Here is a 20,052-nt window from a genome sequence, read left to right as displayed (position 1 = left end):
CCCGAGGCAAGATGGACAAGTGTCTGGACGGAAGTCTTGTATGGCGGGCTGACTCCAGGACCGGCTCCGGCGGCCGCGTTCGCGCGAGATCAGCAGGACGGAGGATGCACATGGCCGGCTTCTCGCGGGCGACGATGGAACAGTTCTGGCAGCGATGGCTCGATGCCAACCGGGACGCCGAACGAGTCCGCGACTGGCGACTGTTGGCCGACTTTTACGCACCCGAGGCCAGCTACGGGTGGATGTACACCCCGGAAGAGCACTTCATGGCCATCGGCAGGGACGAGATCCGGGACTACGCCCTGGGAACCGAGATGTTCGGTCTCGATGGCTGGCACTACGACTACGTCGCCACCGTCATGGACGAGACGAACGGGATGATCATCGGGTTCTGGAAGCAGCGCGCAGGTGTCCACGACGAGAACGGCCGGGAATACGAGATCGCGGGTATCGGTGGCAGCTGGTTCGGCTATGGCGAGAACGGCGACGGAACCGGCCATTTCGCGTGGCAACGCGACTGGTTCGACCTCAACGCCGCGGCGAAGACGTTCCTGGCGATGGCCGAATCCGGCAAGGCCGGACAACCGCTGCTGGACCGGATGGCGTTGCACGGCAAGGAACAGCCCGGGCATTACCAGGTCGCGGACCTGCCGTCGACCATCTGGCCGCCCGTCGTGGAGGAGGCCGACCGATGAGCCTGGACCTACCGCAACCGCTGCAGTGCGTGGACGGCGCGCTCCGGCGCGCCTCCGACGAGCGGAGCTACCCGATCACCAATCCGGCAACCGGTGCCGAGATCGGTACCGCCCCGGACGCGACCGCCACCGACGTGGACGCGGCCATCGGCGCGGCCCGGCGCGCCTTCGACAACACCGACTGGTCCAGCGCTCACCAGTTCCGGGTGCACTGCCTGCGGCAACTGCACCGGGCGCTGGTCGAGCGCGGTGCGGACATGCGGGAACTGACCACGGCCGAAGCCGGGGCGCCGGCCTTCCTCACCAGCGGCCCGCAGTACGACGCTCCGGTGGAGGCTCTGTCCTGGACGACCGAGTTGGCCGCTGAGTACGCGTGGTGGACCGATCTCGGCACCGCCGAACCCATGGGAATCCCGACCAGCCGCGCGGTGCACCGGGAAGCAGTGGGTGTGGTCGCGGCCATCACCCCGTGGAACTTCCCGAACCAGATCAACCTGGCCAAGATCGGGCCGGCGCTGGCGGCGGGGAACACGGTGGTCCTCAAACCCGCGCCGGATACCCCGTGGGTGGCAGCGGAGCTCGGCCGAATCGTGCTGGAAGAAACCGATATTCCGCCCGGTGTCGTCAACGTGGTGACCCCGCGGGACAACGACGTCGCGTCCCAGCTGATCTCCGACCCGCGCATCGACCTCGTGTCGTTCACCGGTTCCACCGCGACCGGACGTGCGGTCATGGCAGGTGCCTCGACGACGCTGAAGAAGGTGTTCCTGGAACTCGGCGGGAAATCCGCCGCGCTCGTGCTCGACGACGCCGATCTTCCCTCCGCAGTCGGTGCGGCCGCGTTCGGCGTCAGCGTGCACGCCGGGCAGGGATGCGCGCTGACCACACGGTTGGTCGTGCCCCGCGCGCGGTACGACGAGGCCGTGCAGGTCGCTGCGAGCACGATGGCCAAGATCGGCGCCGGTGATCCGCTCGATCCCGGAACCGTGTGCGGTCCGGTGATTTCCGCGGTGCAGCGCGACCGCGTGCTGGGCTACCTGCAGCTCGCCGCGGAGGAAGGCGGCAGGTTCGCGACCGGCGGCGGCGTGCCCGCGGACAAGGACCGGGGGTTCTGGATCGAACCGACGGTGATCGCCGGCCTGGACAACGCCTCCCGGGTGGCGCGCGAGGAGATCTTCGGACCGGTGCTGGTCGTCCTCCCGCACGACGGGGACGACGATGCGGTGCGCATCGCCAACGACTCGCCGTACGGGCTGTCCGGATCGGTCGACAGCGGATCCGTCGAGCGGGCGCGGTCGGTGGCGGCCCGCGTCCGCAGCGGGACGTTGGCGATCAACGGTGGCGTCTGGTTCAACCCGGACGCCCCGTTCGGCGGGTACAAGCAATCCGGCATCGGCCGCGAGATGGGTGTGGCCGGTTTCGAGGAATACCTGGAGACCAAGCTGATCGCCGAACCGGCGTGACGGAGGCGGACATGGACAAGCGGTTCGACGGCAAGGTCGCCGTCGTCACGGGCGCTGCCCGCGGGATCGGTGCGGCCTACGCGCACGCCCTGGCCGGCCAGGGCGCGAGCGTGCTCGTGGCCGACCGGGACGACGACGCGGGGAAGAGCACGGCTGCGGACATCGAATCGGGCGGCGGGCGTGCGGTTTTCGCGCACACCGACGTCGCCGACCGGGATTCGGCGGAGCAGGCCGCCGAGCGCGCGGTCGCGGAGTTCGGCGGCATCGACCTGCTCGTCAACAACGCCGCCATCTACGGCGACATGCAGTTCGACCTGCTGTTGACCGTCGACTGGGACTACTACCGGCGGTTCATGTCGGTGAACATGGACGGCGCGCTGGTGATGACCCGGGCGGTGCACCGGCACATGCAGCGCCGCGGGGGCGGCGCGATCGTCAACCAGAGCTCCACGGCGGCCTGGCTCTACTCCGGCTTCTACGGGCTGGCCAAGGTCGGCGTCAACGGACTGACGCAGCAGCTCGCGCACGAGCTCGGCGGGATGAACATCCGGGTCAACGCGATCGCGCCCGGCCCGACCGACACCGAAGCCACCCGCAACCAGGTCGGCGCGGCCGCCGACGAACTGGTCGGCCAGCTGGCGCTCAAGCGCCTGGGACAACCGCAGGACATGGTCGGCGCGTGCCTGTTCCTGCTCTCCGACGAAGCGGCCTGGCTGACCGGGCAGATCGTCAACGTCGACGGCGGTCAGGTGATCCGGTGAGTACCGGCGAGCCCGCTGCGGTCGGCTTCGTCGGACTGGGCAACATCGGCGCGGACATGGCCGCCAACCTGGTGACCTGGCCCGGCGGGGTCTGGGTGCACGACCTCGCGCCGGAACCCGTCGAACAGCTGCGCCGACGCGGTGCGCGAGTGGCGCGGGACCTGGACGAACTGGCCCGTCGAACCGAGCTGATCTGCATCATGGTCCGCGATGACGCGCAGGTCCGTGCCGTCCTGGACCGGCTGCTGCCCGCGATGTCGGCAGGACACGTGGTGGCGGTGCACTCGACGGTGGCGCCGGATACGCCCGCCGAACTCGCCGCCGCGGCCGCCGACCGCGGGGTGCAGCTGGTGGATGCCCCGGTCAGCGGCGGCGCACCCGGCGCCGCGGACGGCAGCCTGGCCATCATGGTGGGGGGTCTGGACGAGGCGTTCGCCGCGTGCCGGAAACCACTGGGGCTCATGGGTTCCGAAGTCGTGCACGCGGGCCCGATCGGGGCAGGGACCCGGATGAAGCTCGCCCGCAACCTGCTGCACTTCGTGGCGTTCACCGCGGTCGGCGAGGCCCAGCGACTGGCCGAGGCCGCCGGGCTGGACTTGCTGGCGCTCGGCCGGATCGTGCGGCACACCGACGCGATCACCGGCGGTCCGGGGGCCATCATGCACCGGCCGACCGCCGCGCCGATCCCGGATGGCGACCCGTGGGCCGAGATTGTCGAGCACGTGCGCACGCTGGGGGAGAAGGACCTCGGGTTCGCCACCGAGCTGGCCCGCCAGCTGGGCGTGGACGTGCCGCTGGCCGAGCACGCCGCGGGCGAGTTGGCCCGCGCCCTGGGACTCGCGCCGCACGGGGGCGGCACCGGATGAGCGGGCCGCGCACCGGGCAGGTCGCCGTGGTGACCGGATCCAGCAGCGGCGTCGGCCGGGCCGTGGCCGAGCACTTGGCCGCGGAGGGCGCCGCGGTCGTCATCAACGGCCGCGACGCGGACGCGGCGCACCGAGCAGCAGCCGAGCTGGCCGCGGGAGGCGCGCGGGTGCGGGCGGTGCCGGGTTCGGCCGCCGATCCGGCCGTCGCCGAAGAACTGGTCGCCGCGGCCGAGCAGTACTTCGGCCCGGTGGACGCGCTGGTCAACTGCGCCGGAACCGCCGAGCCCGCGGGATCCTCGATCCTGGACATCAGCACCGAGCAATGGCACGAGCTGCTCGAATCCCACCTGACCAGCGCCTTCGTCCCTTGCCGCGCAGTGGTGCCCGGCATGGTCAGCCGCGGACGCGGCGCGATCGTGAACACCGGTTCGCACGCCAGCACCGGGGCGTTCGGCGGAACCGGATATCCGGCGGGCAAGGGCGGGGTCAACGCGCTGACCAGAGCACTGGCCGCGGAACTGCGCGAATTCGGCATCCGGGTCAACGCGGTGTGCCCGGGCGCCCGCACCCGCCTGTCGACCGGCAGCGAGTACGAGCAGCACATCGGGGACCTGCAGCGCCGGGGGATGCTCGACGAGCCGACCGCGCAGGAGGCGCTGCACCCCGCCGAACCGCGCTACGTGGCCCCGCTGTACGGCTACCTGGTCAGTGATCTCGCGGCCGGCGTCTCCGGGGAGATCTTCGCCGCGGCGGGCGGGTTCCTGGGCCGGTTCCCGCGCCCGGCGCCCGAACTCCTGGCGTGGCGGGACGCCGCGCAGCACCCGCCCTGGACACCGGACGACGTCGCGCACCACATGACGGCCCGCCGCGACACCCCGAGTTGAGAGGAGCCCGAGATGCCGAGGTTCGATCCCCATCCGCAGCGCAGGCCGGCGGTGGTGGCCGGTGCGTCGTCGGGCATCGGCCTGGCGACCGCGCAGGTGCTGGCCACGGCCGGACATCCGGTCGCCCTGGGTGCGCGCCGGGTCAGCGCGTGCGAGGAGACCGCGGCCACGATCCGCGCCGGCGGCGGGGAAGCGGTCGCTCTCCCGCTGGACGTCACCGACGGCGACTCGGTGAAGGGATTCGCCGCAGCGGCCGAAGAGGCGCTCGGGCCGATCGAGGTCGTGGTCTCCGGCGCGGGCGACATCGATGCGGCGCTGATCCACGAGCAGGACCCGGATACCTTCGATCAGCAGGTCCGGGTCCACCTCGGCGGCGCGCAGCGGCTCACCGCCGAGCTCGTGCCGCCGATGATCCGCCGCAGGCGCGGGGACGTGGTGTTCCTGAGCTCGGACGTCGCGCGCAGCCACCGCCCGCGGATGGGCGGCTACGTCCCGGCCAAGACCGGTCTGGAAGCGATGGTCCGCACCATGCAGATGGAGCTGGAGGGAACCGGGGTCCGGGCGTCGATGGTGCGGCCCGGTCCGACGAAGACCGGGATGGGCACCACGTGGGAGGCGGACGTGGCCACGGCGGTCCTGCAGGACTGGGTGCACTGGGGCCTGGCGCGACACCCGTACTTCCTGCGGGCCTCCGACGTGGCCGCGGCGGTGGCCGCAGTCATCGGCACCCAGCGCGGGGCGCAGCTGACGGTGGTGGAGGTCGAGCCGGAAGCCCCGCTGCGCGACGAGGATCCCGCCGCGGGCTAGTACCGAGGCACCCGCGAGCGGTACCGGGGATCCGCCGCGCGGCGGGAGATCGCGTCGTTCGGTGCGGGTGCGGTCCAGGACGGAAGTCGACGAGGTCGCGGGCGTAGCAGTGCACCGACTCCTCGACCTGCTCGCGCGCGGGGACGTGTGCACCCGGTGCATCGCCGGCCGCAGAGCGTGTCCAGGATGAGCGTGACCGAGGCCTCTTCGGGGAGCTCGCCGCGCGCTCGATGGCGTGCCGCACGATCGCGCGCGGCGAGCACCTGCGATTCGCGGATGGCGTTCCAGTGCTCGGCCACGCCGGGGATGCGGTCGGCCTCCAGCATGCTGCGGAACACGGCGCGTCCGGCATCGCCCGGCCGCAGCAGCTGGACGGCGAGTTTCGCCGAGGTCGGGTCCCGTGTGAGCGATCTCGCCCTCGCGCTCGGCACCGACCTGGAATCGTGGGAGATCAACCCGCTGCGGGTCTCCGGGGCGACGGTGGAGGCGCTCGACGCGGTCGTCACGGGGACGCCCGGCGCGCGTTGACCGCGCGGGAAACGCAGTCGGAGGAATTCGGCGACACGCCAGGAGGAACGATGACCGACCCAGATCCGCGGACACCGGTGCTCGTCGGTGCCGGGCAGGCGTCCGAACGCGTCGACGACCCCGGGTACCGGCGGTTGTCAGCGGTGGAGCTGGCCGCGGAGGCGTCCCGTGCGGCGCTGACCGATGCCGGAGCGGACGGCATCGCCGCCGCGATCGACACGGTCGCCGGAGTGCGCCAGTTCGAGATCTCGACCCCGGGCGCACCCGCCCCGCTGGGCAAATCGGACAACTACCCGCGCTCGGTGGCCGGTCGGATCGGGGCCGCCCCGCAGCGGGCGATCCTGGAGGTCACCGGCGGGCAATCGCCGCAGCACCTCGTCACCGAGCTGGCCGGGACGATCGCCGCGGGCGGGGCGGAGGTCGCGCTCGCGTTCGGGTCGGAGGTGATCTCGACCAGCCGGGCGTTGGCCGGCAGCACGGACGCACCCGACTTCACCGAGCATGTCGACGGCGACCTCGACGACCGGGGTTACGGGCTGCGCGGCCTGTTCAGCAGGCACCTCGCCGCGCACGGGCTGCTCGTGGCCCCCGAGCAGTACGCCTTGTTCGACAACGCCCGCCGCGCCCGGCTGGGGTGCTCCCGCGACGAGTACGCCCGGGCTATGGGCGAGTTGTTCGCCCCGTTCACCGCGGTCGCCGCCGCCAACCCGCACGCGGCGGCCCCGGTCGAGCGGGACGCGGCGGAGCTCGTCGAGCCCACCGAGCGCAACCGGATGATCGCTGATCCTTACCCGCGGTTCCTCGTCGCCCGCGACCAGGTCAACCAGGGCGCGGCCGTCCTGGTGATGTCGATCGCGGCCGCTCGCCGGCTCGGGGTTCCCGAGGACCGCTGGGTGTTCCTGCACGGGCACGCCGACCTGCGCGAACGGGACCTGATGGACCGCGCAGACCTCTCCCGCAGCCCGGCCTCGGTGCTGGCCGTGCAGCACGCCCTCGACGTCGCGGGCATCACGCAGCAGGATGTGTCCATATTGGACATCTACAGCTGCTTCCCGATCGCGGTGAGCAACATCTGCGACGGCCTGGGGCTGGCCGAGGACGATCAGCGCGGACTCACGCTCACCGGCGGGTTGCCGTTCTTCGGCGGTGCGGGCAACAACTACTCGATGCACGCCATCGCCGAGGCCGTCGCCCGCACGCGCGCCGAACCCGGCAGCTACGGCCTGGTCGGGGCGAACGGCGGCATGCTGAGCAAGTACTCCGTGGGCATCTACTCGACCGCACCGACCGGGTGGCGAGCCGACCGCAGCGCGGAACTGCAGGCCGAGATCGACGCGTGGCCGGCACCGACCGAGGCCCGGCAGGCCGACGGGTGGGCGCGCATCGAGACGTACACCGTCAAGCACGGCAAGGACGGCACCACCGGGATCGTCATCGGGCGCTTGGAGCGCGACGACCGCAGGTTCGTCGCCACTACCCACCCCGACGACGCGGAGACCCTCGACCTGCTCGGGCGGGGGGAACCGATCGGCGCCCGCGTCCACGTGCGCTCGTTCGGCTTCGGCAACCGGGTCACCACCACCGGGCAGCGGATGCAGGAGCTGTTCCCGTCCCGGCCGCGCGTGCTGCGCACCGACTACGAGCACGTGCTGGTGCGCCGCGACGGGCACCTGCTGGAGGTCACCATCAACCGGCCGGAGGTGCGCAACAGCCTCACCCCGGAGGCGAACGAGGAACTCGACGAGGTCTTCGACGCGTTCTTCGCCGACCCGGACCTGTGGGTGGCGATCTTGACCGGAGCCGGGGACAAGGCCTTCTCCGCGGGAAACGACCTGCACTACTCGGCATCCGGGAAGCCGATGTGGGTGCCCAAGAACGGGTTCGCGGGCCTGACCAGCCGCCGGGACATGACCAAACCCGTCATCGCCGCCGTCAACGGGTACGCGATGGGCGGGGGCTGCGAGATCGCGCTGGCCTGCCCGCTGGTCGTCGCTGCGGACACCGCCACGTTCGCGCTCTCCGAAGTCCGGGTCGGCCTGGTGGCCGGCGCGGGCGGGCTCGTCCGACTGCCGCGCACCGTGCCGCCGAAGCTGGCCACCGAGATGATCCTGACCGGCCGCGGGCTCACCGCCGCCGAGGCCCGCGACGCGGGGATCGTCAACCGGGTCGTTGAGGCGGGCGGCGCGCTGGACGGAGCCCGCGACCTGGCGGCCGAGATCCTGCGCGGGTCGCCGACTTCGGTGCGCGCCTCGCTGCAGATCATGAACGAAACGGCGGGCATCGCCGATACCGTCGAGGCCGTCGAGCACCCGTCCTCCGCGCTGGACGACCTGATGACCAGCGAGGACAGCATCGAAGGGGTCGCCGCTTTCGCCGAGAAGCGCGAACCGCACTGGCGCAACCGCTGACCCGCCCCACCGAGGTCCCGACCTGTCGGGGCGCGGACCGCCGGACCCGAGGAGTTCCCGTGCGCACCACGATGACCCGGACGCTCGGCGTCGAGCACGGCCGCCGGGCGGAGGCGCCGTGCCGGCACCCTGCGCGGGAACGCCGCGCAGACCGCCGTTTCCGTCCCGGTGGCCAGGAGCTCAGAGCAGTTCCACGCCGTCGATGAGCCACCGGTCGTCCTGGTGCACCAGCGTCATCTGCATCCGGTTGCGGTCCACGCGCGGTTCCGGGTTGCTCTTGTTCGTGATCTTCTGATCCACGAACAGCGCCACCACCGCCTTGTTCTCGTCCGACTCGACCAGTCCGGCCGAGTGCACCGAACCCTCGGAAACCGCCTCGTTCTCCTTGATCAATTGGGTGAGGCTGGAACCCACCTGCTCGTACTGGTCGGCGAACGAGCCGTGCGCGTTCTCGCTGATCGCGGTGAAGTTCTGCTCCAGCTGCCGGTAGTCGTACGTCGACAGGTCGGCCGCGTAGCGCCGCGCCGAGTCCAGCGCGGCCGCCCGGGTCGCTTCCCGCTGCTGCGCCGCGTACTGCTGCCCTGCCAGGTACCCCGTGCTGAGCAGCAGCGTGGCGATGACGGCCGTCGTGATCAGCACCCGAGGACGGCGCAACCGGGCCAGCGGGCGCACCGCCGCCGCGGCACCCCGCCGGATCCGCGACTGGCCCCGGTCCTCGCCCGCGGTCTCCTCGCCGGGCGCGGCGGTGCCGGTGTCGACATCCTCCACGGAGGGGACTTCGGATCGGTCGCGTCCGGTGCTCCGCCCGGCCACCTTGCGCGGTCGGGTCGTCGACCGGCCGGTGCTGCCGCCGGTGTTCGTCGTGCGCATCATCGAACTCCTTGCAACGGGATCGCGTACCAGGAACGGGGGCCGAGCACCTCGCTCTGCCCACCGGACGAACCGAGCTGGAAACCGGCGCCGGTGTCCCCGGTGGCCGGGTCGTAGGTCGTGGTCGGGCGCGGGGCGTTGGCCGCACCGCGCTGCTGCTGGCGATCCCGATCGCCGGGGCAGTGCCAGTTCAGGTCCGGCTCGCGCGGTTCGGTCCGCGTCGGCGACCGCCGCTCGGTCGGCGAGATGCACACCGGTCCCTGGGCGACCACCAGGTCGAAGTCGGCCGTGTCGTCATGCACGACGCTGCCCAGCTTGCCGAACGTGTCCGGCAGCGTGGTGAGGCCGTGCTGCAGTGCCGGAGTACGCACGTTGACCACCTGCCCGGTCGTGACGAGGTTGCCCAGCAGCGCGGTCACCGACGGTTCGTTCTCCCGCATCAGCTCCGCCACCCGCTTCGTGGTGTCCGGTGCCGTGCCGAGCAGCTGCCGCGCCTGCGGTTCCTGCGTCCGGGCCTGGTCGGTCAGCGAGCGCATCCCGGCGGCCAGCGCGCGCAGGCGGTCGCCGCGCTCGCCGTCCGGTCCGGCGAATTCGCGCCCGTTGTCCATCGCGCGCTGCAGCGCGGGACGGCTTTCCCGCGCGGTGCGCAGCAGGCTTGCCGTGTTGTCCAGGATTCGGGTCAGTTCCGGGCCGGTCCCGTTGAACCCGGTGGACAGCGAATCGGCGATCTCGCTGACAGCACGTGTGTCCACGCTGTCCCCGAGATCGGTCACCCCGGTGAGCAGCTTTTCCAGCGACAGCGGCCGTTCGGTGCGCTCCGGGCCGATCACCGACCCGTTGCGCAGGTACGGCCCGGAATTCGTTTCGGGGCGCAGATCCACGTGCTGCAGCGCGATCGGTGTGTCCTGGCTGACCACCGCCCGGGAATCCGCCGGCACTCGGGCGCCGGGGTCGATGGCGAGCACGACGTCGACCCCGCCGCCCGGGTCGAGCGCTACCTCGGCGACGGTGCCGATGTCGACCCCGCGGTAGGTCACCGGCGATTCCGCGGTGATGCCGCCACTGTCCGGCATGCGCGCGGTGACGCGGTGCGGGTCCTGCACGGACGCCGCATCGAGCACGTTGGTGACCAGGTAGACCGCACAACCGATGCCGATCAGGACGAACAGCGCGATCTGGGCGAGCACCTCGCGGCTCAGCTTCACCGCGTACCCCCTTCCAGCAGGTCCCGCACCGGGTCCCCGTTCGGGGCGCGCGTCTGCGAACCGATCTGCGGGTTGAGCAGCTCGCCCACCGTGCCCGGCACGTCGAGATCGCCGTTGAACAGCACGTAGTCACCCGGGGTGGCCCGCTGGAACAGCTTCGAGAACCGCTCGAGCCCGCCGAGCGTGTTGCCGATGCCTTCGTTGAAGCCCCGCAGGTCCTCCAGGACCGGGCGCAGCTGCCGGACCTGCCGGGTCACCGACTCGTCGGTGCGCTGGACCAGGTCGTTGGAGGTGCTGCTCAGCCGCGCGGTGTTGTTCAGCAGCTGCGCGAACTGCTCCTGCTCCTGCAGCAACACGTCGATGCCCGGGCGGATCTCGGTGAGCGCGGAGTCCAGCAGCGGTTCGTTGTCGGCGACCTGCTCGGAGACCTCGTGCATCGAATCGAGCGCGCTGTCGATCTCCCCGCGCCGCCGGTCCAGCGCGGCCAGCACGGTGTTCAGCTCGTGCAGCAGCCCGCGGGCGGTGTCCTCGCGCCCGCGCAGCGCGGTGTTGAGCTCGCTGACGATCGTGCGGGCCTGGTCCAGCCCGGAGCCGTTGAGCACGGTCCCGGCTGCGGCCAGCGTGTCCTCGATGTCCGGACCCCGCGCGGTCTTCTCGATGCCGATCACGTCGCCGTCGGCCAGCGGTGGTCCCGCCGTCGGTGAGTCGGGGCGTTCCAGCATGACGAATTCCTCGCCGAGCGGGGAGCTCAGCTGCAGCCGCGCCTGCGTGCCCGCGGGAACCCGGAAGTCATCGGCGATGTCGAGCTCCACCACGGCGTGAAAGTCGCGGGTCTCGATCGAGGCGACCCGGCCCACCGCGGCTTGTCCGGACCGCACCAGCCCGCCCAGCGGCAGCTGGCCCAGATCGGTGAACACGGCGGTGATCCGCTTGCTCGGCCCGGCCTGCTCGGTGCCGAAGCTCGCGTTCTGCAAGCTCAGCCCGCACGAGCTGACCAGCAGCACCGTCGCCAGCAGCAGGGGAGCGATACGCCGCGCGCCCATCAGCCACCACCCCCGTCGTCCGGCGTGTTCTGCGCGAGCTGGTCGACCACGTCGGGCACGTTCGGAGGGAACGGGATGGGGTTGACCAGCCCGGCCCCGTCGCACAGCGGCAGCGGCAACTGCTCGCACAACCGCGCGGTCGTGTCGAACTGACTCAGGTTGGTCGACACGTCCAGCCGCAGCCGCATGCGTTCGTCGGGCGTCACGGTTCGCCCGAGGTTGTCCATCGCCAGTGGCAGGGTGTCGAGCGTTTCGGCCAGCTGGTGCTGGTGCCGGGCGATGGTGCCCGACACCTGGGCGAGCTGGTCGACATCCGCGGTGAGCCGGTCGCCGTGCGTGCGCACGAGATCGTTGACCCGGGTCAGCGCGGACGACATCCGGGTGAGAGTGTCGCCCAGCGCGTCGCGTTCGGCGTCGAAGGTCTGCGAGATCCGGGTCGTGGTGTCGGTGAGCTCGTCGATCGTGTCCTGGTGGCGCACGAGCAGCCGCAGCAACTGGTCGACGTTGTCGATGACCGCGCGCAGGTCGCCGCTGCCGTTCACCGCGACCTCGCTGGCCTGGGTGACGTTGCGGATCGCGGCGCGGATGCGCTCACCTTCACCGCCGGTGAGCTTCGCGCCGGTGCGCACGAGCTCGCCCAGCCCGCCCCGGCCGTCGTCGTCCGGGCCGAGCGCGGACAGCACCACGTCCAGCGATGTGGACAGCTCGTCCCACTTGATCGGCGCATGGGTTCGTTCGACGGGGATCCGCGCGCCGTCGGGCATCGCCGGGCCGCCGGTGTAGGCCGGGTCGAGCTCCACGTAGCGGTCGCTGATGATCGACGGGCTGACCACGTAGGCGTGCGCGCCTTCGGGGATCCGTTGATCGGCGGGCAGCGACATCGTCACCCGCACCGCGGAACCGCGCGGCACGACGGATTCCACGTTGCCGACCGGAACGCCGAGCACGGAGACCCGGTTGCCGGGGAAGATGCCGTCGGCGAACGCGAAGTCGGCGGTGACCGACAACGTGTCGCCCGGCCGCAACACCGTGTACCAGCCGCCTGCTGCCACCAGCGCCAGCACGCACGCCACGATGACGATCTTCTTCACAGTCCGCACCCCTCCAGCAGTCCGGCGCCGCAGAGCACGTTGTCCGGGATCGGGCCGAGCGGTGCCGACACGTCGCCCCACGGTCCGTTGCCGCTGGCGTTGGCGATGTGGCGGCTGGCCGGCCCCAGCTGGCGCAGGCTCTCGCCGATGGCCTCGTCGTTGCGCTGCAGCGAATCGGTGATCTCGTGCAGGTCGTCCAGCAGCGGGCCGATGACGTCCTCGTTGTCCGCCAGCAAGGTGTCGAGTTGGACGGTGATCTCGTGCACGTCGGTGATCAGCTGGCGCAGCACCCCGCGACGCTCGTTGAGCACGTCCGCGAGCATCCGCGCGTCCCCGAGGATCGAGGTGAGCGAATCCTGCTGGGAAAGCAGCGAATCCGTCAAGGTGCGGGTCCCGTCCAGCAGCTGCTGGATCTGCCCCTGCCGCTTGCCCAGCACCTGCGAGGCGGAGCTGATGCCGTCCAGGGCCTGGCCGGTCAGCTGCCCGTCCTCGGGGGCGACGTCGTCGAGGGTGTCCACCATTCGGCGCAGACCGTCCACGTCGAGCTGCTCCTGGGTGGACACCGCACGGTTGCCGACGTCGTCCAGGTTGTACGGGACGGAGGTGCGTTGCACCGGGATCGGCGTTGTCGAGTCGATCGTGCCCGGACCGGCCGGCTGCACCTGCACGAAGCGCGTACCCAGCGCCGTGCGCAGCTTGATGGCCGCCCGCGTCGCGGTACCGAGGTCCTGCTCGTCGTCGAGCCGGAACGTCACCCGGACCCGGTCGCCGGCCAGCTGCAGGTCGGTCACCCGTCCCGCGGGAACCCCGGCGACCTCCACCGGTGTGTCCACGGTCAGCCCGACCGCGTTCTCGAACTCCGCGGTGTACTCGTTGGTCCGGGCGTGGAATGCGAACCCGGGCACGAGCAGCGCGGCCAGCAGCAGGACGATGATCGCACCCGCGGCGATCGAGCCGCCGACGATCGGGTTGCGCGGACCGGAGCGGGCGCTCACCGGCACACCTCCGAATGCGGGCCGGCGCCGAGCGACAGCGGTTCCCCGCCGACGGAGACGCTCAGGTTGCAGATGTAGACGTTGATCCACGAGCCGTAACCGCCGGCGCGGTTGATCGCGTGCAGGAACGGGGGCAGGTTCTGCATGGTGCCCTCCATCTCCTCCTGGTTGCGCACCAGCGAGTCCGTTACCTGGCGCATCGACCGCACGTCGTGCGACAGGCCCGGTCCGATCTCGCCGAGCGCGTCGGACAACGATCCGGCCAGCGCGGATCCGCTGTCGAGGGTTTCCGCGATCTGGCCCCGGTTGTGCGCCGCCTCGGAGGTGAGCTCGTCGAGACCGGTGATGAGCCCGCGCATCTCGTCCTGGTTGCGGTTCATCGTGCCCAGCACCTGGTCGAGGTTGGACACCACTTCGCCGATCACCTGGTCGTGCTCGGAGATCGTGGAGGTGACCGCGACGACTTGGGCGAGCAGCTCGGCGATCGTGCCGCTCTCCCCGTCGAAAACCCCGACGATCCGCGCGGACAGCTCGTTGACCTCCTGCGGATCGATCGCGTCGAAGAGCGGTTTGAAGCCGTTGAGCAGCGAGGTGAGGTCCAACGGGCCGCGGGTGCGGTCCAGCGGGATGGTGGCCCCCTCGTCGAGGGGCGCACCACCTCGTCCGGAGGTCAACGACAGGAAGCGTCCGCCGAGCATGTCCGCGTAGCGGACCACGGCCATGCCGGTGCCGGGCAGCTGCTGGTCCTGCGCCACGTCGAAGGTCACGAACGCGTTCCCATCGCGCAGCTCGACATCGTCGACCGCGCCGACCCGCACGCCGGCGATCATCACGTCGCTGCCCGGGTGCAGACCTTCGGCATTGCTGAAAACCGCGTGGTATTCCCGAGTGCTCTCGGCGACCGGGTTGTGCAGGGTGTTGACCACGACGACACCGGACAGCACCGCGACGAGCACGAAGGCGGTCAACCGGAACCACGGCGTGCGCTTCACGGCGTCACGACCTCCTTGCCGCGGACCATCGGCCCGAGCATCAGGCTGAGCAGATCCGGCGAGGGAGGCGCATCTCGGGAGTCCGCATCGGTTTTTTCCCGCTCCGGTCCCGGCACGGGGAGCAGCGGCCCCAGTCGGCGCATCGCTTCCTGCTCCTGCGGGCCGCCGACCGGACCGATCGGACCCACCGGTTCCCGCTCGCAGTTCGGCCCGCTCATGCCCGGATAACGAGGGCAGTCCCGTGCGGAGTACGGGTGGGGTTCTTCGAGGCTGGCCTTCGCGCGGATGTCGAAGAAACCGGTGGCAAATGCGCGGTTGGCCCCGTCCAGGAATGCGTCGATCCCGCGCTTGCCCTCGGTCAGCGCACCCGGGTTGTTCGCGAGCAGCTCGGTGACCGGTTCCGCGGACTCGACGAGATCGATGGTGCGCTCGCCGTTCTCGTCGAGCGCTGCCTGCGTCGCATCGGTGGCGCCGATCCCCCCGCGGAGCAGTCCGGAGATATTGGTCCGCTCGTCGGTGATCGTGCGGGACAGCGACACCGCGTTGTGCAGCGTACCGATGAGGTCGGGGGAGCTGGCGCGCAGGTCGTCGCCGAGCGCGGCGACGGTGCGCAGGTCCTCGTCCAGGCCCTCCACCATCGGGCGGCTCTCCTCGGCCAGCGCGGCGGCTTCGTCGATCATGCGCCCGATCTGCTCACCGCGGCCGCGCAGCGCGTCGGCCATCCCGCTCAGCGCGACCTGCAACTTGGCCGGTTCGAGCGCGTCGAGCACCCGGTACATGCGCATGTAGGTGTCGTAGAGCTGCACGGTGTCTTCCGAGGTGTCCGGCGGCAGCTGCGCCCCCGCGGCAAGTGGTTCCGCGGCGGTGCGTCCGGCAGGTGCGGTCAGGTCCAGGTACTGGTCGCCGAACAGCGTGCGGGGCAGCAGCCGCACCTGGACGTCGGCCGGGATCCGGCCCATGTGCGCGGGTTCGAGCTGCAACGTCAACCGGGAACCGCGGTCACCGGCGTCGATGTCGGTGAGCTCGCCGACCCGGACACCGCGGAACTGCACCGGCGTGTCCTCCCGGATCGGCCCGGCCGCTGCCGACAGCGCCGTGGTGACTTCCGGCGGGCTGCGGAACAGGCCCGCGCCGCCGGCGAGCACACCGCCCCCGGCGAGCGCGAGGACGACCACCATGGCCAGTCCGCGGACGATGAAGGATGTCCGCTCGTCACGAGCGTTTCGCCGGGGCATCGGTCATATCCCCAACGCGGGCAGGGACGGCTGCAGGCCCCAGAAGCAGATGCTCAACAGCACGTCGAGGAGTCCGATCGCCACGATGCTGGTGCGCAGCGCACGTCCGGCCGCCTTGCCGACACCTTCCGGCCCGCCGGTGGCGTAGTAGCCGTAACCGCAGTGCACCGCGGTGACCAGCAGGGCGAAGATGACGGCCTTCAGCAGCGAGAAGCCGACGTCGCTCGGGGCGAGGACGAGTTGGAAGTAGTAGTTGTAGGTGCCCGCGGAGCCGCCGTTGATGAACACGAACGCGAAGCTCGTGGCCACGTAGGAGGCGAACAGGCCCACCAGGTACAGCGGGACGACGGCGCAGAACGCCGCGGCCATGCGGGTGCTGACCAGGTAGCGCAACGACGGGACGGCCATCGTCTCCAACGCGTCGATCTCGTCGGCGACGCGCATCGTGCCGAGCTGCGCGGTGAACCCGGTGCCGACCTTGGCCGCCAGCGCGATGCTGGCCACGATCGGTGCGATCTCCCGGGTGTTGACCAGCGCTCCCATCAGCCCCGTCATCGGCGACAAGCCGAGCAGGTCCAAGCCGCGGTAGCCTTCCAGCCCGACCTGGGTGCTGGACACGAAGGACATGGCGAACACGACGCCGATCGTTCCGCCACCGGCCAGCAGGGACGCCGAGCCGAAGCTGATCTCGCCGACCGAACGCGCCACGTGCCGCGGATAGCGCAACAGCACCACGGGAACGCCGAGCAGGGCCTTCACGTGGAACGTGCCGTGCCGCCCCAGCCGTTCCAGCGCGTCGACCAACCCCCGCAGGGCTGCGCGCACGGGCGCGCGGCGCGATTTCACCGGCGGAGCCGCCATCAGTACTCCCCTTCGGCGGGCACCAGCACCGGGTAGAGCTCGGTGAGCGCGGTGTTGGCGACGAACACGCAGACGAACGAGATCACCACGGCTTCGTTGACCGCGTTGGCCACACCGCCGGGGCCGCCCTGCGCGGTCATGCCCTTGAAGCAGGCGACCATCCCGGTCAGCACGGCGAAGCAAGCGGCCTTGATCAGCGCCACCACGAAGTCGGAAACGCGGGAGAACTCGACGAGGGTCGACAGGAACATCCCGGAGGAGTCGCCGAGGACGTACACCTGGAACAGCAACGTGGTGGAGATGCCCACCAGCATCACGATGCAGGCCAGCAACATCGTCACGGCGACGGCTGCGACGACCCGCGGCACCACGACGCGCTCGATCGCCGACAACCCCATGACCTCCATGGCGTCGATCTCCTCGCGCACCGTGCGGGCACCGAGGTCGGCGCACATCGCCGAACCGCCGACACCGGCGATCATCAGCGCGCACACGAGGGGAGCGGCCTGCCCGACGACCACGAAGGCCACGACGGCACCGCCGTAGCCCTCAGCGCCGATCTGGCTGGCCAGCGAGCCGACGTTGAGCGCGACGACGACGCCGAGCGGAATCGTCACCAGCAGCGCGGGCAGCGTGGTCACGGCAGCGAGGAACCAGGCCTGGTCCAGGCATTCGCGCCAGGCGAACCGCGCGCGCAGCAGCACCCGCCCCGTCGCCGCCGAGGTGCGCACCCCGAAATCGAGGAGCATTCCGGCCTGTGCCAGGGCATCCGCGAGCGGACCGCGTGGTGCAGGTCGTAATCGTTGCATCTGCCGATCTCCTCGTCATCGAGGTCACAGGTCGGCACTACGGGGTGCGTGATCTGTGGAGCGCGATTGTTACGTATCATGCGTTACGTATCAAGCGTTGCGTTGTACCGGTCGGTCTCAGGTGAGTTGATGGCACGGAACATTCGGGATCCACGAAGTCAAGAACGCATCGTCGAAGCGGCGTGGAGACTCGTGTCGAGAAGCGGTGCTGAGGCGACGACGATGCGGGCCATCGCCGCGGAGGCGGGTGTCACAACTGGTTCCGTGACGCACTACTTCGAGGACAAGGCCGACGTGATGACCGCTGTGCTGGAGCACAACAATCGTTATTCCCTGCAGCGCATCACCGAGGCGTCGGAGGGGTTGCGCGGGCTGGCGGCAGTGCGCGCCTGTGCGCTGGCGCTGATGCCCACCGAAGCCGGGGTCATGTCCATGTGGCGGGTGTGGTTGGCCTTCTGGACGAGCGGATACCCGGACCCGTCCGGCGCCTGGGAGCTGCAGGGCGGCTACCACTCCTGGCGCGACGGCATGCGCGCGCACTTGGCCGAAGCCGTGCGGGACGGGGAGATCCCGAGCGGGTTGAACCTGCGTTACGAGGCCGACCGGATAGGCGCCCTCGTCGCCGGGGTGGGGCTCGTGTTCGGCCCGGCGCACCTGAACCGGGCGGGCTCGACCCGGACGCTGCGGATGCTCGACGACCACCTCGCCGGGATCGCCGAGGGCGTGCACCGCGGTTGATGGCGATCAGCGGTGTTCCGGACCTGTGCACCGGGGAACGGCGCACCGTGTCGGCGAGGTGTCACGTGGCCGGGTCGCGGCCCCAGGTCCGCCGGTGTGGTCAGAGCATGTCGCCGGCGGCCAGGAACAGGGCGGCGCAGCGCTCGACGATCTCCTCCTGGCTCGTGTCGAGCGTGCCGGACAGCCAGGCCGACAGCACTTGGGCGAGTCCGCCGACCAGGAAGTCGGCCAACAGGTCGGCGCGCGGGTCCTCCTGCGTGCCGTAGGTGCTGCGCGCCTGCTCCCGCAACAGCTGCACGAACATGCGGGTGGACCGGGCTCGCCGGGTGACGAGCACCGGGCTGTTCAGCGCGGAGGAGAAGAGCAGGCGTCCACGACGGGGGTCCTCGGCGATGCTGCCGACGATGGCGCCCAGCCCCGCGCGAGCCCGGTCGTGCAGGTCGGGCACGTCCTCGATCGCTCGAAGCGCAGCGGCCGCGACCTCGGACACGACCCGGTCGAACACCGCGATGACGAGCTCGTCCCGATCGGCGAAGCTCTCGTAGAAATACCGGGTGACCAGGCCGGCTTCGCTGCACGCGCCGCGCACGGTCAGCTTGGGGTCCTCTTCCGCGCCCAGCAGGTTCAGTCCAGCCTCGACGAGGAGCGCGTGGCGCTCGGAGCGGCGCTGTTCGCCGGAGAGGCCGCCGTAGACCCGGGAGCTCGTCGAGGACATGGCCGCATCGTCGCATCTCCGCGGGCCTTGTGTGCGCGCGGCGATCTGATAACGTCCGTAATCAGATGGCTCCCGAGACGGGCAGGAGCGCAACATGCCAACTTCGCCCACGCAGTCCGCACGCCGCTTCGACGACTTGATCAGCGGTGCTGGTCTGCTGGCCGGCGCCGCGAACGTGATCATGCAGCTGGGGCATCCCGGTGTCGGGTACGGCGTGCTGGAAAGCACCGTGCACAGCGGAAATCTATTCCGCCATCCGTGGAAGCGGGCACGCACCACCTTCACCTACCTCGCGGTGGCCACCACCGGCAGCGACGAGGAACGAGCCGCGTACCGGAAAGCGGTCAACCGCCAGCACGCCCAGGTCCGCTCCGGGGCGTCCAGCCCGGTGAAGTACAACGCCTTCGATCCGGAGCTGCAGCTGTGGGTGGCGGCCTGCCTGTACAAGGGCTTCGAGGATTCCTACGAGGCGCTGGCCGGCGCACCGATCCCGAAAGACCGCCGCGAGGAGGTCTACGCCGCATCGGCTCCGCTCGGCACCACATTGCAGGTGCCCGCCGAGAAGTGGCCGACCGATCGCGAGGCGTTCGAGGAGTACTGGCAGCAGGGGTTGGAGAAGGTCTCCATCGACCCGCCCGTGCGCGACATGCTGCTGTCCATCGCCGAGCTGCGATTCCTGCCGCCTGTGCTCGGGGCGCCGTTCCGCCGGTTCAACCGGTTCGTCACCACGGGCTTCCTGCCGCGGACGTTCCGCGCGCAGATGGGGCTGCGCTGGACCGCGAAGGACCAGCGTCGCTTCGACTCGGTGTGCCGCGGGATCGGCGCGGTCGTGCTGAAACTGCCGCGGGCCGCGCGCCAGTTCCCGCTGAACTTCTTCCTGCTCGATCTCCGGTGGCGCATGCGCACCGGACGCCCCCTGGTGTGATGTCGACGTCGATACCGCGGAGGTTGTGCGCACTCGCCCCGCGGATCTCCAACCGGCCCGACGGTTCCCGCACCACGTCTTTCACGGCGGTGCGGTCGTCGAGGTGGTGGCCGGTGCTGGTATCGCTGACGCGCAGCCCGAGATCCGCGCTGTCGTTGCTG

20 protein-coding genes are annotated in these 20,052 nt (G+C 70.8%); 10 read left to right on the top strand and 10 right to left on the bottom strand.

Features of this window, described 5'->3' with window-relative positions; all coding sequences use genetic code 11:
• Nucleotides 1-110 precede the first annotated feature (110 nt).
• From IQ251_RS04950 to IQ251_RS04915, 8 genes are all read left to right on the top strand, one after another.
• A complete protein-coding gene (locus IQ251_RS04950; RefSeq protein ID WP_193927226.1) occupies nt 111-695 on the top strand; it encodes a nuclear transport factor 2 family protein in 585 nt (194 codons plus the stop codon).
• On the top strand, nt 692-2,158 hold the full coding sequence (locus tag IQ251_RS04945; protein ID WP_193927225.1) for an aldehyde dehydrogenase: 1,467 nt from the start codon (nt 692-694) through the stop codon (nt 2,156-2,158). Before IQ251_RS04950 ends, IQ251_RS04945 begins: the two co-directional genes overlap by 4 nt.
• A gap of 11 nt (nt 2,159-2,169) precedes the next feature.
• Nucleotides 2,170-2,919 (top strand): SDR family oxidoreductase, encoded by a 750-nt coding sequence (locus IQ251_RS04940; protein ID WP_193927224.1) that lies wholly within the window; start codon nt 2,170-2,172, stop codon nt 2,917-2,919.
• Nucleotides 2,916-3,785 carry an NAD(P)-dependent oxidoreductase gene (locus IQ251_RS04935; protein WP_370591211.1) on the top strand — a complete coding sequence of 290 codons (870 nt, stop codon included), beginning with the start codon at nt 2,916-2,918 and terminating at the stop codon, nt 3,783-3,785. The genes IQ251_RS04940 and IQ251_RS04935 overlap by 4 nt, the downstream gene beginning before the upstream one ends.
• Nucleotides 3,782-4,669, top strand: coding sequence for an SDR family NAD(P)-dependent oxidoreductase (locus IQ251_RS04930; protein ID WP_193927223.1), 888 nt, complete (start codon nt 3,782-3,784; stop codon nt 4,667-4,669). The genes IQ251_RS04935 and IQ251_RS04930 overlap by 4 nt, the downstream gene beginning before the upstream one ends.
• A gap of 12 nt (nt 4,670-4,681) precedes the next feature.
• A complete protein-coding gene (locus IQ251_RS04925; protein WP_193927222.1) occupies nt 4,682-5,476 on the top strand; it encodes an SDR family oxidoreductase in 795 nt (264 codons plus the stop codon).
• A gap of 276 nt (nt 5,477-5,752) precedes the next feature.
• On the top strand, nt 5,753-6,004 hold the full coding sequence (locus tag IQ251_RS04920; RefSeq protein WP_193927221.1) for a hypothetical protein: 252 nt from the start codon (nt 5,753-5,755) through the stop codon (nt 6,002-6,004).
• A gap of 50 nt (nt 6,005-6,054) precedes the next feature.
• Complete coding sequence (locus IQ251_RS04915; protein WP_193927220.1) at nt 6,055-8,412, top strand: acetyl-CoA acetyltransferase; 2,358 nt, start codon at nt 6,055-6,057, stop codon at nt 8,410-8,412.
• Nucleotides 8,413-8,592: 180 nt separating this feature from the next.
• Here the strand turns inward: IQ251_RS04915 and IQ251_RS04910 are convergent, their stop codons facing one another.
• Genes IQ251_RS04910 through IQ251_RS04870 form a run of 9 tightly spaced genes read right to left on the bottom strand, consistent with a single transcriptional unit; the run spans nt 8,593 to nt 17,513 of the window.
• A complete protein-coding gene (locus tag IQ251_RS04910) occupies nt 8,593-9,285 on the bottom strand; it encodes an Rv1363c family protein (protein WP_193927219.1) in 693 nt (230 codons plus the stop codon).
• Nucleotides 9,282-10,487 carry an MlaD family protein gene (locus IQ251_RS04905; RefSeq protein WP_193927218.1) on the bottom strand — a complete coding sequence of 402 codons (1,206 nt, stop codon included), beginning with the start codon at nt 10,485-10,487 and terminating at the stop codon, nt 9,282-9,284. The genes IQ251_RS04910 and IQ251_RS04905 overlap by 4 nt, the downstream gene beginning before the upstream one ends.
• Nucleotides 10,484-11,530, bottom strand: a complete 1,047-nt coding sequence (locus IQ251_RS04900; RefSeq protein ID WP_193927217.1) for an MCE family protein — start codon at nt 11,528-11,530, stop codon at nt 10,484-10,486. The genes IQ251_RS04905 and IQ251_RS04900 overlap by 4 nt, the downstream gene beginning before the upstream one ends.
• Nucleotides 11,530-12,621: an MCE family protein gene (locus IQ251_RS04895; RefSeq protein ID WP_193927216.1), complete on the bottom strand. Its 1,092-nt coding sequence runs from the start codon at nt 12,619-12,621 to the stop codon at nt 11,530-11,532. The genes IQ251_RS04900 and IQ251_RS04895 overlap by 1 nt, the downstream gene beginning before the upstream one ends.
• Entirely contained in the window at nt 12,618-13,616 is a 999-nt protein-coding gene (locus tag IQ251_RS04890) for an MCE family protein (RefSeq protein ID WP_370591210.1), read from the bottom strand. Before IQ251_RS04890 ends, IQ251_RS04895 begins: the two co-directional genes overlap by 4 nt.
• The gene (locus IQ251_RS04885; protein WP_193927214.1) at nt 13,613-14,608 is read right to left on the bottom strand and encodes an MCE family protein; all 996 of its coding nucleotides are present in this window, start codon (nt 14,606-14,608) and stop codon (nt 13,613-13,615) included. The genes IQ251_RS04890 and IQ251_RS04885 overlap by 4 nt, the downstream gene beginning before the upstream one ends.
• Complete coding sequence (locus IQ251_RS04880) at nt 14,605-15,843, bottom strand: MCE family protein (protein ID WP_193927213.1); 1,239 nt, start codon at nt 15,841-15,843, stop codon at nt 14,605-14,607. Before IQ251_RS04880 ends, IQ251_RS04885 begins: the two co-directional genes overlap by 4 nt.
• 3 nt (nt 15,844-15,846) lie before the next feature.
• Nucleotides 15,847-16,704, bottom strand: a complete 858-nt coding sequence (locus IQ251_RS04875) for an MlaE family ABC transporter permease (protein WP_193927212.1) — start codon at nt 16,702-16,704, stop codon at nt 15,847-15,849.
• Nucleotides 16,704-17,513, bottom strand: coding sequence for an MlaE family ABC transporter permease (locus tag IQ251_RS04870; RefSeq protein ID WP_193927211.1), 810 nt, complete (start codon nt 17,511-17,513; stop codon nt 16,704-16,706). The genes IQ251_RS04875 and IQ251_RS04870 overlap by 1 nt, the downstream gene beginning before the upstream one ends.
• A gap of 78 nt (nt 17,514-17,591) precedes the next feature.
• On the opposite strand from IQ251_RS04870, the gene IQ251_RS04865 reads away from it, so the two are divergent.
• The gene (locus IQ251_RS04865; protein ID WP_370591209.1) at nt 17,592-18,251 is read left to right on the top strand and encodes a TetR/AcrR family transcriptional regulator; all 660 of its coding nucleotides are present in this window, start codon (nt 17,592-17,594) and stop codon (nt 18,249-18,251) included.
• Nucleotides 18,252-18,351: 100 nt separating this feature from the next.
• On the opposite strand, the gene IQ251_RS04860 is transcribed toward IQ251_RS04865, so the two are convergent.
• Complete coding sequence (locus IQ251_RS04860) at nt 18,352-18,966, bottom strand: TetR/AcrR family transcriptional regulator (protein ID WP_193927209.1); 615 nt, start codon at nt 18,964-18,966, stop codon at nt 18,352-18,354.
• A gap of 94 nt (nt 18,967-19,060) precedes the next feature.
• On the opposite strand from IQ251_RS04860, the gene IQ251_RS04855 reads away from it, so the two are divergent.
• On the top strand, nt 19,061-19,891 hold the full coding sequence (locus IQ251_RS04855) for an oxygenase MpaB family protein (protein ID WP_193927208.1): 831 nt from the start codon (nt 19,061-19,063) through the stop codon (nt 19,889-19,891).
• Nucleotides 19,892-20,052: the final 161 nt, after the last annotated feature.

The sequence above is a fragment of the Saccharopolyspora montiporae genome, from assembly GCF_015209505.1.
GTDB classification, from domain to species: domain Bacteria; phylum Actinomycetota; class Actinomycetes; order Mycobacteriales; family Pseudonocardiaceae; genus Saccharopolyspora; species Saccharopolyspora montiporae.
This window is presented reverse-complemented; position numbering and strand designations above follow the sequence as displayed.

What these genes read in the sequence shown, in the direction of transcription:
- IQ251_RS04950 (WP_193927226.1), top strand. Translation starts at nt 111, where the DNA reads ATGGCCGGCTTCTCGCGGGCGACGATGGAACAGTTCTGGCAGCGATGG.
- IQ251_RS04945 (WP_193927225.1), top strand. Translation starts at nt 692, where the DNA reads ATGAGCCTGGACCTACCGCAACCGCTGCAGTGCGTGGACGGCGCGCTC.
- IQ251_RS04940 (WP_193927224.1), top strand. Translation starts at nt 2,170, where the DNA reads ATGGACAAGCGGTTCGACGGCAAGGTCGCCGTCGTCACGGGCGCTGCC.
- IQ251_RS04930 (WP_193927223.1), top strand. Translation starts at nt 3,782, where the DNA reads ATGAGCGGGCCGCGCACCGGGCAGGTCGCCGTGGTGACCGGATCCAGC.
- IQ251_RS04925 (WP_193927222.1), top strand. Translation starts at nt 4,682, where the DNA reads ATGCCGAGGTTCGATCCCCATCCGCAGCGCAGGCCGGCGGTGGTGGCC.
- IQ251_RS04920 (WP_193927221.1), top strand. Translation starts at nt 5,753, where the DNA reads ATGGCGTTCCAGTGCTCGGCCACGCCGGGGATGCGGTCGGCCTCCAGC.
- IQ251_RS04915 (WP_193927220.1), top strand. Translation starts at nt 6,055, where the DNA reads ATGACCGACCCAGATCCGCGGACACCGGTGCTCGTCGGTGCCGGGCAG.
- IQ251_RS04910 (WP_193927219.1), bottom strand. Translation starts at nt 9,285, where the DNA reads ATGATGCGCACGACGAACACCGGCGGCAGCACCGGCCGGTCGACGACC.
- IQ251_RS04900 (WP_193927217.1), bottom strand. Translation starts at nt 11,530, where the DNA reads ATGGGCGCGCGGCGTATCGCTCCCCTGCTGCTGGCGACGGTGCTGCTG.
- IQ251_RS04880 (WP_193927213.1), bottom strand. Translation starts at nt 15,843, where the DNA reads ATGCCCCGGCGAAACGCTCGTGACGAGCGGACATCCTTCATCGTCCGC.
- IQ251_RS04875 (WP_193927212.1), bottom strand. Translation starts at nt 16,704, where the DNA reads ATGGCGGCTCCGCCGGTGAAATCGCGCCGCGCGCCCGTGCGCGCAGCC.
- IQ251_RS04870 (WP_193927211.1), bottom strand. Translation starts at nt 17,513, where the DNA reads ATGCAACGATTACGACCTGCACCACGCGGTCCGCTCGCGGATGCCCTG.
- IQ251_RS04865 (WP_370591209.1), top strand. Translation starts at nt 17,592, where the DNA reads ATGCGTTACGTATCAAGCGTTGCGTTGTACCGGTCGGTCTCAGGTGAG.
- IQ251_RS04860 (WP_193927209.1), bottom strand. Translation starts at nt 18,966, where the DNA reads ATGTCCTCGACGAGCTCCCGGGTCTACGGCGGCCTCTCCGGCGAACAG.
- IQ251_RS04855 (WP_193927208.1), top strand. Translation starts at nt 19,061, where the DNA reads ATGCCAACTTCGCCCACGCAGTCCGCACGCCGCTTCGACGACTTGATC.